Genomic DNA, 13,043 nt, shown 5'->3' on the forward strand with positions numbered 1-13,043 from the left:
CGAATGAAATTGCCGCGATATCAAAAGAAACGACGCTATCGCGGCGCGTGTTCCAAATGATAATACCTCTCATTTACATTTTTTGACAACTTGCCGGAACCCAAGGTCTGCGCATGCAATCCTCCCTTCCCTCCCTGGCGCCGGCCGTGCCGGCCGACGCGCCCGACTGGCCCGACGACGTCGCGCGCCGCTACCGCGACGCCGGCTACTGGCAGGACACGACGTTCTTCGACGCGCTCGATGCGTGTGCGCGGCGCCATCCCGACGCGCTCGCCGTCGTTGACGGCGCCTGCCGGCTCGGTTATCGCGACCTGCTGGCGCGCATCCGGCGACTCGCGGGCGGCCTCGCTCGGCTCGGCCTGACGCGCGGCGACGCGGTCGTCGTCCATTTGCCGAACGGCGCGCGCTTCATCGAGACGTGCTTCGCGCTGTTCCAGCTCGGCGTGCGGCCGGTGCTCGCGCTGCCCGCGCACCGCCACTACGAGATCGGCGCGTTCTGCCGCTTTGCCGGCGCGCGCGCCTATCTCGGTGCGTCGCAACTCGGCGATTTCGACTGCCGCCCGCTCGCGGCCGCGTTGCAGGCCGACTGCCCGACGCTCGCGCACGTGGTGATGGCCGGCGACGATCACGCGTTCACGTCGTTCGACGCGCTGTATGACGCGCCGCCCGTACTCGAATGCGCGGCGCGCGCCGACGACATCGCCTGCTTCCAGCTGTCGGGCGGCACGACCGGCACGCCGAAACTGATTCCGCGCCGCCATCGCGAATACCTGTACAACGTGCGCGCATGCAGCGCCGCAAGCGGCTTCGGTGCCGACACCGTGTATCTCGCCGCGCTGCCGATGGCGCACAACTTCACGCTGTGCTGCCCCGGCACGATCGGTGCGCTGCTCGCGGGCGGCCGCGTGGTCACGACCGGCCGGCCCGAGCCCGAACAGAGTTTCGCGCTGATCGCGCGGGAACGCGTCACGCATACCGCGCTCGTGCCGCCGCTCGCGCTGCTGTGGCTCGACGAGCAACCGCAACGGCAGGCCGACCTGTCGAGCCTGCGCGTGCTGCAGGTCGGCGGCGCGCGGCTGATGGACCACGCGGCCGCGCGCGTGACGCCCGTGCTCGGCTGCCGGCTGCAGCAGGTGTTCGGGATGGCCGAAGGGCTCATCTGCTGCACGCGGCTCGACGATTCGCCCGAACGCATCGCGCGTACGCAGGGGCGCCCGGTATCGGATGCCGATGAAGTGCGCATCGTCGACGAAGCCGGCGAACCGGTCGCGCCCGGCGAGATCGGCGAGCTTCAGGTACGCGGCCCGTACACGATACGCGGTTATTACCGGCTCGCCGACCACGACGCAACGGCGTTCACGGCCGACGGCTTCTACCGCAGCGGCGATCGCGTGCGGCGCACCGCGGACGGCGACCTCGTCGTCGAGGGCCGCGACAAGGACCAGATCAACCGCGGCGGCGAGAAAGTGTCGGCCGAGGAAGTCGAGAACCTGCTGCTCGCGCATCCGCAGGTGCACGACGCGGCAGTCGTCGCAATGCCGGACACGCTGCTCGGCGAGCGTACGTGCGCGTTCGTCGTCGCGCGCGCGCCTGCACCGTCCAGGCTGGTGCTGAAACGCTACCTGCGCGATTGCGGACTCGCGGCCTTCAAGATTCCCGACCGTATCGAGTTCATGCCGCGTTTCCCGGAAACCGGCATCGGCAAGACCAGCAAGAAATCGCTGCGCGAGCTGCTGCGCCGCCAGTTGCAGGCGGCCGCCGCATGATCGCGCGCCCGACCGGTTCGAACTGGATCCGCGAGCTGCGGCTGTCGCCGTGCGCACGGGCGCAACTCGTGTGCTTCCCGCACGCGGGCGGCACCGCGAATTTCTTTCGCAACTGGAGCCGTGCGCTGCCGTGGGACGTCGATCTGCTCGCGCTGCAGTATCCGGGCCGCGAGGAGCGCTTCGGCGAACCGTGCCTGCAGTCGATCGAGGCGCTCGCCGGCCCCGCGACCGATGCCCTGCAACGCTATGCGCACGCGCCGCTCGTGCTGTTCGGGCACAGCCTCGGCGCGGCGCTCGCGTACGAGGTCGCGTTACGGCTCGAAGCACGCGGCGCCGCGCCGCTTTACGTGGCCGTCTCCGCGCTGCCGCCGCCGCATCGCCAGCGCCTGTCGAATCTGCACCTGCAATCCGACGACGCGCTCGCCGGCGATGTCGCCCGGCTGTCCGGCGAACACGCCGCGCTGCTCGCCGATCCGGAAATGCGTGCGATCTACCTGCCGATGATCCGCGACGACTATCGCGCGATCGAGACGTACCGGCGCGACCGGCCGCCACGCATCGATGCGCCGCTCGGCGTGATGCATCCGCTCGCCGATACCGAACTCGACCGCGACGAAGCGCATGCGTGGCAGGACGTCGCGGCGCGCCCGATCCGCATCGAGACGTTCGACGGCGACCACTTCTACCTGCGGCACCAATACCCGGCGGTGATCGCGCATCTGGTCGAACGGATCGACCAGTCCCTTCGTTACGGAAAGGAGTACACATGAAAGCACCGGACGCCTGCACGGGGCTTCCCGATATTCGCGACGCCATCGATCGCCTGGACGCCGACATCATCGACGCGCTCGGCCGGCGCATGCAATACGTGAAGGCCGCGTCGCGCTTCAAGCCCGACGAAGCGAGCATCGCCGCGCCGGAACGGGTGGCCGCGATGCTGCCCGACCGGCGCCGCTGGGCCGAACAGGCCGGTCTCGACGCCGACTACGTCGAGTCGCTGTTCGCCGGGCTGATCGCGTGGTACATCGCACAGCAAACGCAGTACTGGCGGCAACAGCGGGGGCTCGCATGAACGCCGGCCTTCCGCTGCTGCACGACACGTTCGCGCGTGCCGCCCGACGCGCCGCCGCCACCGGCGAGCCGACGCTCGCCTCGGTGTCGGTGCCGCTGCGGCCGCTCGACTTCTTCGACCTGATCGCGGCCTGGGACGACGGCGTCACGCCGTGGTTCTTTCACGAAGCCGGCGACGCGTCCGTCACGCTGTTCGGCTGGGACCGCGCGCTCGAGCTGAACGCCACGGGCGATACGCGCTTCGCGCAGGTCGACGCGCGCTGGCGCACGCTGGTTCGCGGCGCGGTGACGGCCGGCCCGCAGCCGCCGCGCGTCGTCGGCGGCTTCCGGTTCGATTCGCATGGGGCGCGCAGCGTGCACTGGGCGTCGTTTCCCGACGCGAGCATGACGGTGGCCACGCTGCTGATCGTGCGTGAAGGCGAAGCGCACTGGGCGGTCTGCCAGCACGTCGTCGCCGCGCACGACGATCCGGCCGCGCTCGCGCATGCGTGTCTTGCACGGATCGAGTCGCTCGGTGCACTCGCCGCCGCCCACGACGACGATGCATCGCACCTGCTGCACACGCAGGCGCTGCAGGCAAGCGAATGGCAGCGCGAAGTCCGGCGCGCGGTGGACGCGATACGCGGCGGCGCGTTCGGCAAGGTCGTGCTCGCCCGCGACGTGCTCGACCAGTACGCGCGGCCCGTCGCGATCGCGCCGCTGCTGCGCAGGCTCCGCCAACGCGACGCGCATGCCCACCTGTTCGCCATCCGTCGCGCAAATGCATGCTTCGTCGGCGCCACGCCGGAACGGCTCGCGCGGGTCGCGGCCGGCGACGTGCGCACGCATGCGCTCGCCGGGACGATCCGGCGCGGCGCCACGCCCGACGACGACCGCGCGCTCGGCGCCGCGCTGCTGGGCTCCGCGAAGGAACGGCTCGAACACGCGCTCGTCGTCGACGCGATCCGCGCCGCGCTGACGCCGCTGTCGCGCATGCTCGACGTGCCCGAGCACCCGTCGCTGCACCGGCTGCCGAAACTGCAGCACCTGAGCACGCCGATCCGCGCCACGCTGCATGCGGACGCGACGCTGCTGCAGGTCGTCGCGGCGCTGCACCCGACGCCCGCCGTCGCCGGCCATCCGCGCGCGCCGGCACTCGACCATATCCGCGCACATGAAGGCTTCGATCGCGGCTGGTACGCGGCACCGATCGGCTGGATCGATGCGCACGGCAACGGCGACTTCATCGTCGCGCTGCGTTCGGCGCTGATCGAAGGCGGCGCGTGCCGGCTGTTCGCGGGCTGCGGCATCGTCGCCGACTCCGATCCGGTCAACGAGTATCAGGAAACCGAACTGAAGCTGTCCGGCATGCAGGCGGCGATCCGCGTGCGCGATGCGGCGGATGCCCACGGCCGCGCGCGCATGTCGTCGACGGTCGATTGAAGCTTGCCGTGGCCGCCGCTCGCTTCACGGCAACGGCGGCCCATTCCCACGCCGCATGCGCTCGGCAGGCGGCGCCGTCCGTGGCAACGACGATTTCTCCGTGAAAATGTCGGGTGCTCCAGCCATGCCGGCGCGGCCGCTGCGCTGCCGCATGTAACCGATTGCGCACTGCCGAGGCACAATCCAATGCAACCCCGTTCGAATCCAAACCGGCGATTCTCAATTACATCTGCAGTCCTGAGTAACTTTCAGATTACGTCAAAAAATACCGCGTATTTCGACACCGCAACGACTATGCTGATGTAACGGGAATACGCGTCTGTGCCGGGCGCGCCGATACGCCCCGCTGCCGTGCGCAGCGATCTTGGTGGACGCATATGCAGTCGCGAGACCGGATTGCCTCGGAACAGGTCAGGATCGTCTACGACGTCGTGATGCCCTACGCCGTCGGCAGCACGCTGCTTGCCCTCTTCGCGACCCTTTCGATCGGCTGGCTCGGCCGTCCTGCCCCCGCATCGGGCCTTGCGTGGCCGCTCTACATCGCCGTGTGCTCGACCGGCCAGATCGTGCTGTCGCGTCTGTATCGGCGATCGCCGTCGTCCGCGAGCCGCTGGCAGTGCTGGGCGCTGGGGCTCTCCGCCTTCAGCACGGCCACCGGCATGGGCTGGGGATGGGCGTCGATTCATCTCGCGGCGCACGCGGATTTCGAAATCGCGAGCCTCGTGGTCATCGCGACGACCGGCGTCGTGGCCGGTGCCATCCCGGTACTCGGCACGTACTTTCCGGCGTTCATCGCCTTTCTGTTGCCGGCCACCCTCCCGTATATCGGCGCCGCGCTCCTGTCGACGAACGCGCTCCAGCGCACGACCGCGCCGATGATGCTGCTGATCGCCGGCGTGATCGGCTATCTCGGGCTGCTGGCGAACCGCGCGGCCACGCGGAACATCCGCCTGCGCTTCAAGGCCGAACGGTACGCAGTCGATCTGCAGGCGCAGAACGCACGGATCGAACGACTCGCCGTCGACCTCGACTGCCAGCGACACATCGCCGACCAGGCCAATCTCGCCAAATCGCAATTCCTCGCGGCGGCCAGCCACGACCTGCGCCAGTCCGCGCATGCGCTGAATCTGCTGATCGGCGCGCTGCACGGCATCCCGATGCCGCCGGACGGGCGCCAGCTCGTCGAGCGCATCGAGCGCTCGTCCGACGCGCTCAGCCGGCTCTTCGGCGCGCTGCTCGATCTTTCGCGGCTCGACGCCGGCAGCGTCGACGTGCAGCGCCGGCCGTTTGCCGTCGACGCGGTGCTCGAATACGTGTGCAACGACTGCCTGCTCGACGCGCAAGCGAAAGGCGTCGCGCTGTCGCGCGTGCCGTGCCGCGCGGTGGTGCAATCGGATCCGCTGCTGGTCGAACGCATCGTGCGCAATCTCGTCTCCAACGCGGTGCGCTACACCGCGCGCGGAAGAATCGTCGTCGGCTGCCGGCGCCGCGGCACCCGCCTCGCGATCCAGGTCTGGGACACGGGCTGCGGGATTCCCGATCACCTGCAGAAGCTCGTGTTCCACGAGTACTACCAGGTCGGCAATGCCGAACGCGATCACGAGAAAGGCTTCGGGCTCGGGCTCGCGATCGTGCGGCGGCTGGCCGCCCTGCTCGATGGCCGGCTGGCCGTGCACTCGACGCCCGGCCGCGGTTCGTGCTTCGAAGTCGCGATCGCGCTTGCCGCCTGCCCGCCCGATCCGCTCGACCTGCCGATCGCCGGTCACGACGACGTGCCCGGCACGACAGGGCGCGTCGTCGTGATCGACGGCAATCGCGCGACCCGCACCGGGTTGTCCGCACTGCTGGCGACGTGGGGCTACGAGACGATCGCGGTACGCTCGGGCAAGGAGGCGCTCGACCGGCTGTCGGCCGGCGCGCGGCAACCCGACCTGCTGATCTGCGATTACCTGCCGCCGCGCGGTGAAAACGGCATCGCGGTCATCGAGCGGCTGCGCCGGGCGCTCGACGCCGCCGTGCCCGCCTTGCTGATCAGCGGCGATACGACCGACGAACAACGAGCCGCGGCGCATGCGCGCGGGCTGGTTCTGCTGCACCGCCCGCTGCCGAACGGCAAACTGCGCACGGCGGTCGGTCATCTCGTCGCCGCCGGTGCGCGGCGGCGCTCGATGGCCGACGCGGACGCCCGCGGCGTCGCGATCTAGCGGCACCGCGCGTGTCCGCCGGCGCTTGCCGGGTCAAGCCGGATCCGCGCGTTCGTGCCGCACGCGCTTCCGGCGGACGGCTCCGGCTTCACGTGGCCGGCGCGCTTGCCGGCCCGTGCCGGCGGCCGGCAGGCGACACAGACGCGATTGGGGCGCAGGTCGTGGCGATGGATCACGAATGCGGCATGGCACCGGACGCAGCGCGCCGTCGACAGCACGCCGCCGTCGACGAAGCGCACCAGCATCCACGCGCGCGTCAGGTCGAGCAGCGGATCGCAGTGCGCGGCACGGCATCGCCCCGCATACAGCCCGTACGCCTTCACCAGCGCGTCGAGTCGCGAACACCGCGCGTCGATCCGCAGGAAGCGGTAGATGTTGTGGAACAGCGACGCATGGATGTTGGCCATCCAGGTCATGTACCAGTCGCTGGAAAACGGCAGCAGGCCCTTTGGCGGCGCCACGCCGCGCACCTCGCGATACAGGCGGACCAGGCGCTCGTGCGGCAGCGCCAGCTCGATCTCGAGCATCTGCGGGCGCGCACCGAGCCGGATCAGCGTGACGGCATCGAGCACGAGCCGCGCGTGATCGGCAAGACTCGCCGCATGCGCGGCATCGGCGGCGCCGTTCACGGCATATCCTGGTCGAACGCCCCCATACTGGAGAACGCCAGCGCGACGTGCAGCGGCGCGACTTCGTCCGACGGCGCGTGCCGCGCGAGCGCGTCCACCGTATCGCGGCGGCTCAGTCGCAGCACGCAGATCAATTGGCCCGACGATGCCAGGTTCAGCATCGATCGCATCGACAGGCTTTCCAGTGCCTCCGCCATATCCGGCGTCGCGCCGAGACGAAACATGCCGGTCGCACGATCCGTCCGCAGCAACCGCTGCGCCAGCCACAGATAAGACATGTTCAGGTCGCGAATTAAATCCTCTTCATTGATAGTTTCCATATTGCACCTTGATTGATATCGAATCAGGCCGATGGAGACGTCCGTCAAATCCGTGCAAAGGAACATGTCTGGTTTTACGGTGTGAATCGCCCGCCTCGGCGTCAATTGCCTGATTTTCAGAAGGCAATCAATTGAAATAATCAGCGCACCCCGTATTGGCACGTTCGGTTCTTTTTATCGTATAGTCTGCACCCGGGTTCGATCGCACCCCGAAAACTCTCGGCTTCCGCAGCTTGCCCGAGCCCTTGCCATCGCGATCTTCGTGACGCTCGTTGTGCGTCCCAGCGCACCGAAAACCGCGACGATTCAGTGTCAAACACGCTTGACCGGATGTAAATCCGACGTTAGCCCATGGAAAAACGGCGTCGCATACGACCAAAGTATTAAGACTTTTCGAAAACCCCGGATTCCCTATGAGCGAAAGAGATCTGCCTCCGACTTTATTTTTATTTTCATGAAAATACTCATTGTCGATGATCATCCGGTTCTGCGAGACGGCGTGGCGACGTTGTTGCGCCAGGACAATGGCGGGATGATCGACATTCAGGCGGGCAACGCCGACGACGCGTTGCGGCTGCTCGAGCTGCACACCGACCTCGACGTCATCGTCCTGGATCTGAAAATGAGCGGCATGGACGGTTTCGCCGCGATTGACGGGATCACGCAGCTGCGGCCCGAGTTGCCGATCATCGTGCTGTCTTCGTCCGAGGACCCGCAGGACGTACGCGCGGCATTCACGCACGGCGCGCTCGGCTACGTCCCCAAGTCCGCCACCGCGCACACGCTGCTGTCGGCCATCAAGATGGTGATGAACGGCGAGCGGTACGTGCCGCCGCTGCTGCTCGACATGCAATCGGCGCATCGCGACCCGCCGTCCGCGCACGAACCCGACAGCCCGCGCCTGACGTTGCGCCAGCTCGACGTGCTGCGCCTGATCGCGGAAGGCGTGCCGAACAAGCTCATCGCCGACCGGCTCGGCCTGTCCGAGAAAACCGTGAAAGCTCATATCACCGCCATCTTCAAGGCATTGCACGTGCGCAATCGCACCCAGGCCGCGGCCGCGGGCCAGCGCCTGGGGCTCCTCTGATCGTCGTCGCGACGTCATCGTGCGGCGCCGGCCGCCGGCGCCGCACTGCCCGACGACTGCATCAGGCCGGTGCGCACCTGCGGCATCGCCGTCGTCGCCGCGCCCGCAGCCGCGATCGTGCCCGACGACGATGCGCCGACCGGCGGCACCAGTGCGACGCCATCCAGCGTATTGCCGCTGGCGACGATCCGGCTGGCCGTGCATCCGCTCGACAGCAACGACACCGCGCTACCCGCGATCGCTGCGAACGTGTTGCCCGCGACCTCGAAGTCGCATACGTTGCCCAGCGCCCGGAATCCCGCATAGCCCGATCCCGTCACGCGATTGCGCGTGACCGTCACGGTCGACACCGTGCCCGACCACGTGTCCAGTTCGAGCGCCGCCTGCTGCGTCGGCTGCAACCCGTTGTTCACGGTCGAATTCTGGACGTTGGTCACCACGTTGCCGTCGATCACGACGTTCGACACGCCGTAGGTCTTCCAGCTGTCCTCTTGCGCCAGCAGGATGCCCGCCGCCTTCTGCACGCCGTCGACCGTGTTGTTCGAGATCGTCACGGCCTGCCCGCCGACCACCGCAATACCGCGCCCCCACGCGTTTCCCGACACGGTGTTGCGATCGATCAGCACGTTGCTGCTGACGCGGCCGTCTCCCAGATAGCTGACGACGGCGATCAGGTCGTCGCCGGTCCCCTTCACCGTATTGTTCTGCACGAGCACGTTGGTCGAGCCGTAGGTCGTATGGATGCCGTCGGCCAGCGTGGCGCTCACCGTATTGCCGACGATCGCGACGTTGCTGCCGCCGAACACGAAGATCCCGGCGCTGGCGCCGCCCTGGATCGTCACGCCGAGCACCTGGACACCCGTGCCCGTCACCTCGACCTTGGTCGACGCCGGCGTCGTGAGCCGCGTGGTGCCGGTACCGACCAGCGTCACGCCCACCAGCGTCGAGCCGGCGCCGCTCATCACGATCGTCTGGTCGGACGGGTTGGTCGCGACGAGCGTCGCGCCGTAGCCCGACACCACGACGCCCGACGTCGCCACCGACAACGAGCGGCTGACCGTGTAGCGTCCCGGCGCGAGGATCAGCGTCTGTCCGGCCTGCAACGCGTTGAGCGCGGCCTGCAACGCATCGGTCTGGTCGCTGCCGTCGCTTGCCGCCCGGACCGTCACGGCCGCCGGCACGGCCCGTACCGCCGGACGCGCCCGCGCGGCATGGCGCGGCGCCGTGTACTCCGTGAGCGTCGCGGCGCAAACCTGAACCGGAAAGCTGGCAACGGCGCACGCCCATGCGACAACCGCGGCGCCGACGATACGAAATGACCTGGTCATGATGACCCCCTCGATAGGCATTCGCCCGACGCGGCGCACGATGCGACGGCATCCGGTCGCACGGCATCGACGGTCGGCCGGCGCACCGGCACGACGTGTGTCGACCCTCTGGGCGTAACGATTTGGTCCGGATCCGGTCCGGAAACAGTCGGGCAACGCCCGTGTCAGGCGATTGCCCCTCGTCTGCCGATACAGGCGGGCCGCTCCCCCAAGAGCGGTCGACGTCGACGGTGCCGGCAGCGTGCGACCGTCGGGCGACATGCCGAAGCGCTTGCGCGAGCGACGCGGGCCGGTCGGCTTCGTGTTCCGTCCCGTACGATCATGTCGCTCGATTGGAAGTCTATTTCGCCGTCGGCGCGCGTAAATCCGACAGAAGCCCCGCGACCGTCGTAGGACGGGTCCCGAGCCTGTATCGCCACGGAGAACGAGACGGCGTACGACTCGTCAGGCCGGCACGCGTGCGTGGTGCGGCATCGAGCGGAACGTCGGGAGAGAGGGGACGGGCCGCAACCGGGATCGAAATCCCGATCGGGCAGGTGCGGGTATCAGACGCGGGGGATGTGCCTGATATTCAGGACTGCGTTTTAATTCAGACTTGCCGATCCCGCACGGGACCGGACACGGACGACGTGCGCAGACGCATGATTCGGCGTCTGCGCGCGGAAGATGACACGGCCGCTCAGGCGCCGACGGTCTGCTTGTTCGACGCGGCCAGTTCCGCGTCCATGAGCGCGGCGTGCGCCTGCGCATCGCTCTCCGACAGCAGTTCGCCCTCCCACTTGGCCACCACCGCACTGGCGATCGAGTTGCCGACCGCATTGGTGGCCGAGCGCCCCATGTCGAGAAACGTGTCGACACCGAGGATCAGCAGCAGGCCGGCTTCCGGGATGTTGAACTGGTGCAGCGTCGCCGCGATCACGACGAGCGATGCGCGCGGCACGCCCGCCATGCCCTTCGAGGTCAGCATCAGCACGAGCAGCATCGACACCTGCGTGCCGAGCGACAGGTGAATGCCGTAGGCTTGCGCGATGAACAGCGACGCGAACGTGCAGTACATCATCGAGCCGTCGAGATTGAACGAGTAGCCCAGCGGCATCACGAAGCTCGAGATCTTGCGCTTCACGCCGAAACGGTCGAGCGCGTCGAGGATCTTCGGATAAGCGGCCTCCGAGCTCGCGGTCGCGAACGACAGCATGAACGCTTCCTTGATCAGCACCAGCAGCTTGAATACGCGCGGGCCGATGAACAGCAGCCCGGCCAGCACCAGCAAGGTCCAGAGCAACGTCAGGCTCAGGTAGAAGTCGGCCATGAACACGGCGAACTTGTACAGGATCGACAGGCCGTTGACCGCGACCGTCGCCGCCATCGCGGCCATCACCGCGAGCGGCGCGAGCTTCATCACGTAGCCGGTGATCTTCAGCATCATGTGCGACGTCTGTTCGATCACGGCCACGAGCGCCGCGGCCCGTTCGCCGAGCGAAGCCAGCGCCACCCCGCAGAACATCGAGAACACGACGATCTGCAGGATCTCGTTGTTGGCCATCGATTCCGCGAAGGATTTCGGCACCATGTGCCCGATGAAGTCCTTCAGCGTGAACTTCGCCGTCGCGAGATTCGCCGTCGCGCCGATATCGGGCAGCGGCAGGCCGAGGTTCTCGCCGGGCCGCAGGAGGTTCGACATCAGCAGGCCGAGCAGCAGCGACAGCAGCGACGCCGTCACGAACCAGCCCAGCGCCTTCGTGAACACGCGTCCGACCGACGCCGCATCGCCCATGTGCGCGATGCCGACCACCAGTGTCGAAAACACCAGCGGGCCGATCACCATCTTGATCAGGCGCAGGAACACGTCGGACACCAGCGAGATATAACCAGCGATCTCGGTCGCGGCCTTCTTGTCCGGAAAATTGGTGTAAATCATGTAGCCGATGATGATCCCCATCACCATGGCGGCCAGGATCCAGACGGCCGCACCTCCCCTTCTCTTCATGATAAGGATTCCTTTTCATCAGGAACGAGTGAACCTCGTCGAAATTGATTGGCCGACCCGCCGCGATCCAGCGCCACGGGGGCGCTTCGATCCGTCTCCGCCGAATCGGGCCGGTCGCACCGGCGCCTTACAGATCGCTTCCGTACCTGCGTGGAAGGCACCGCCTGCTTCGCCGGATACCCGATCCTCCCGTTTCATATTCCGGCGCACAAGGCGCGCTGACATTCATTGACAATCCATCCGCAGACGGACCGAATCGATCCGGAAATCCATTCTCGAAAACCCGCGGACATCGCGCGTCACAACAGCGGCAACGCATTCCGGATGTGCTCGGCAAACGCTGCCGTCAGATGCGACGGCCGTTTCCGGTCGAACTTCAGCGTAATGCCGACAGCCGGCAGCGGCGGCAGCCGCGGGCCGCCGACGACGATCGCGAGGTCGGCCGGCACGGCCGTCTGCGTCATCACCGCGAACGCCTGCCCCGAGCGCACCAGCGCGATCAACCCCGCGAGGCTGCTGCTCGCATACGCGACGCGGTAATCGCGGCCGACGCGATCCAGCGCGTCGCACGCCGCGATGTGATCGAGCGTGTCGCGATCGGACAGCGCGAGCGGCAGCGGATCGAAATGCTCGGGCTCCAGCCCCGGATAACCGATCCACACGAGTTGCTCGCGGCGAATGATGTCGGCGTGCACGCCGTCGTCCGGCAGCGAAATCATCGCGAGATCGACCGCGCGTTTCTCCAGCTGTTCGAGCAACCGCGGCGTCGGCCCGCACACGACCTCGACGATCGCCTGCGGATGCTGGCTCGAAAACTGCCGCAGCAGCGACGGCAGCCAGACCGCCGCGTAATCGTCCGGGCACCCGAACCGGATCGACCCCGACAACCCCGTGCCGCACAGGTCGGCCATCGCCTCGTCGTGCAGCCGCAAGATGCGCTGCGCGTGCACGAGCAGCCGCTCGCCCGGATGCGTCAGCACCACGCCGCGGCCGGTGCGCTGGAACAGCGGCTGGTCGACGACTTCCTCGAGCCGCTTCATCTGCTGGCTGAGCGCGGACTGGGTCCGGCCGACGCGCGCCGCCGCGCGGCTGAGCGCGCGCACCTCGGCGATCACGACGAACGACCGCAGCAGGTCGATTTCAAGCGAAAGTCCCAAGGTATTAGCTCCTTTTCTACCTTGCATAAGAACTATTCGTTTCCATCAAACCAGACGCGCGCCTAGACTGCA

General features: G+C 67.6%; 11 protein-coding genes. 6 read left to right on the plus strand and 5 right to left on the minus strand.

Annotated features, from left to right (window positions below; all coding sequences use genetic code 11):
• Positions 1-113: 113 nt before the first annotated feature.
• From WJ12_RS31085 to WJ12_RS31105, 5 genes are all read left to right on the plus strand, one after another.
• Complete coding sequence (locus WJ12_RS31085; protein ID WP_059556867.1) at positions 114-1,766, plus strand: (2,3-dihydroxybenzoyl)adenylate synthase; 1,653 nt, start codon at positions 114-116, stop codon at positions 1,764-1,766.
• Positions 1,763-2,536 (plus strand): thioesterase II family protein, encoded by a 774-nt coding sequence (locus tag WJ12_RS31090; RefSeq protein ID WP_034186170.1) that lies wholly within the window; start codon positions 1,763-1,765, stop codon positions 2,534-2,536. The genes WJ12_RS31085 and WJ12_RS31090 overlap by 4 nt, the downstream gene beginning before the upstream one ends.
• Complete coding sequence (locus tag WJ12_RS31095; RefSeq protein ID WP_034186169.1) at positions 2,533-2,838, plus strand: isochorismate lyase; 306 nt, start codon at positions 2,533-2,535, stop codon at positions 2,836-2,838. The genes WJ12_RS31090 and WJ12_RS31095 overlap by 4 nt, the downstream gene beginning before the upstream one ends.
• Positions 2,835-4,259 (plus strand): isochorismate synthase, encoded by a 1,425-nt coding sequence (locus WJ12_RS31100; RefSeq protein WP_059556868.1) that lies wholly within the window; start codon positions 2,835-2,837, stop codon positions 4,257-4,259. Before WJ12_RS31095 ends, WJ12_RS31100 begins: the two co-directional genes overlap by 4 nt.
• A gap of 377 nt (positions 4,260-4,636) precedes the next feature.
• Positions 4,637-6,463 (plus strand): ATP-binding response regulator, encoded by a 1,827-nt coding sequence (locus WJ12_RS31105; protein ID WP_059556869.1) that lies wholly within the window; start codon positions 4,637-4,639, stop codon positions 6,461-6,463.
• Here the strand turns inward: WJ12_RS31105 and flhC are convergent.
• Together flhC and WJ12_RS31115 are read right to left on the minus strand one after the other, a co-directional pair.
• On the minus strand, positions 6,460-7,092 hold the full coding sequence (gene flhC / locus WJ12_RS31110; protein ID WP_059556870.1) for a flagellar transcriptional regulator FlhC: 633 nt from the start codon (positions 7,090-7,092) through the stop codon (positions 6,460-6,462). The two genes, WJ12_RS31105 and flhC, sit on opposite strands and share 4 nt — an antisense overlap.
• The gene (locus WJ12_RS31115) at positions 7,089-7,478 is read right to left on the minus strand and encodes a flagellar transcriptional regulator FlhD (protein WP_080287718.1); all 390 of its coding nucleotides are present in this window, start codon (positions 7,476-7,478) and stop codon (positions 7,089-7,091) included. Before WJ12_RS31115 ends, flhC begins: the two co-directional genes overlap by 4 nt.
• A gap of 196 nt (positions 7,479-7,674) precedes the next feature.
• Between WJ12_RS31115 and WJ12_RS31120 the strand changes: the two genes are divergently transcribed.
• Entirely contained in the window at positions 7,675-8,499 is an 825-nt protein-coding gene (locus WJ12_RS31120) for a response regulator (RefSeq protein WP_226103933.1), read from the plus strand.
• Between the two features lie 14 nt (positions 8,500-8,513).
• Here WJ12_RS31120 and WJ12_RS31125 read toward each other — a convergent pair whose 3' ends face one another.
• The 3 genes from WJ12_RS31125 to WJ12_RS31135 all read right to left on the minus strand — a co-directional run bounded on the left by WJ12_RS31125 (position 8,514) and on the right by WJ12_RS31135 (position 12,998).
• Positions 8,514-9,827 carry a right-handed parallel beta-helix repeat-containing protein gene (locus WJ12_RS31125; RefSeq protein WP_034186165.1) on the minus strand — a complete coding sequence of 438 codons (1,314 nt, stop codon included), beginning with the start codon at positions 9,825-9,827 and terminating at the stop codon, positions 8,514-8,516.
• A 679-nt stretch (positions 9,828-10,506) separates the two neighbouring features.
• The gene (locus WJ12_RS31130) at positions 10,507-11,814 is read right to left on the minus strand and encodes a dicarboxylate/amino acid:cation symporter (RefSeq protein WP_069245982.1); all 1,308 of its coding nucleotides are present in this window, start codon (positions 11,812-11,814) and stop codon (positions 10,507-10,509) included.
• A gap of 299 nt (positions 11,815-12,113) precedes the next feature.
• Positions 12,114-12,998, minus strand: a complete 885-nt coding sequence (locus tag WJ12_RS31135; protein WP_208606521.1) for a LysR family transcriptional regulator — start codon at positions 12,996-12,998, stop codon at positions 12,114-12,116.
• Between the last annotated feature and the right edge of the window lie 45 nt (positions 12,999-13,043).

This window comes from Burkholderia seminalis (assembly GCF_001718535.1).
Classification (GTDB): Bacteria; Pseudomonadota; Gammaproteobacteria; order Burkholderiales; family Burkholderiaceae; genus Burkholderia; species Burkholderia seminalis.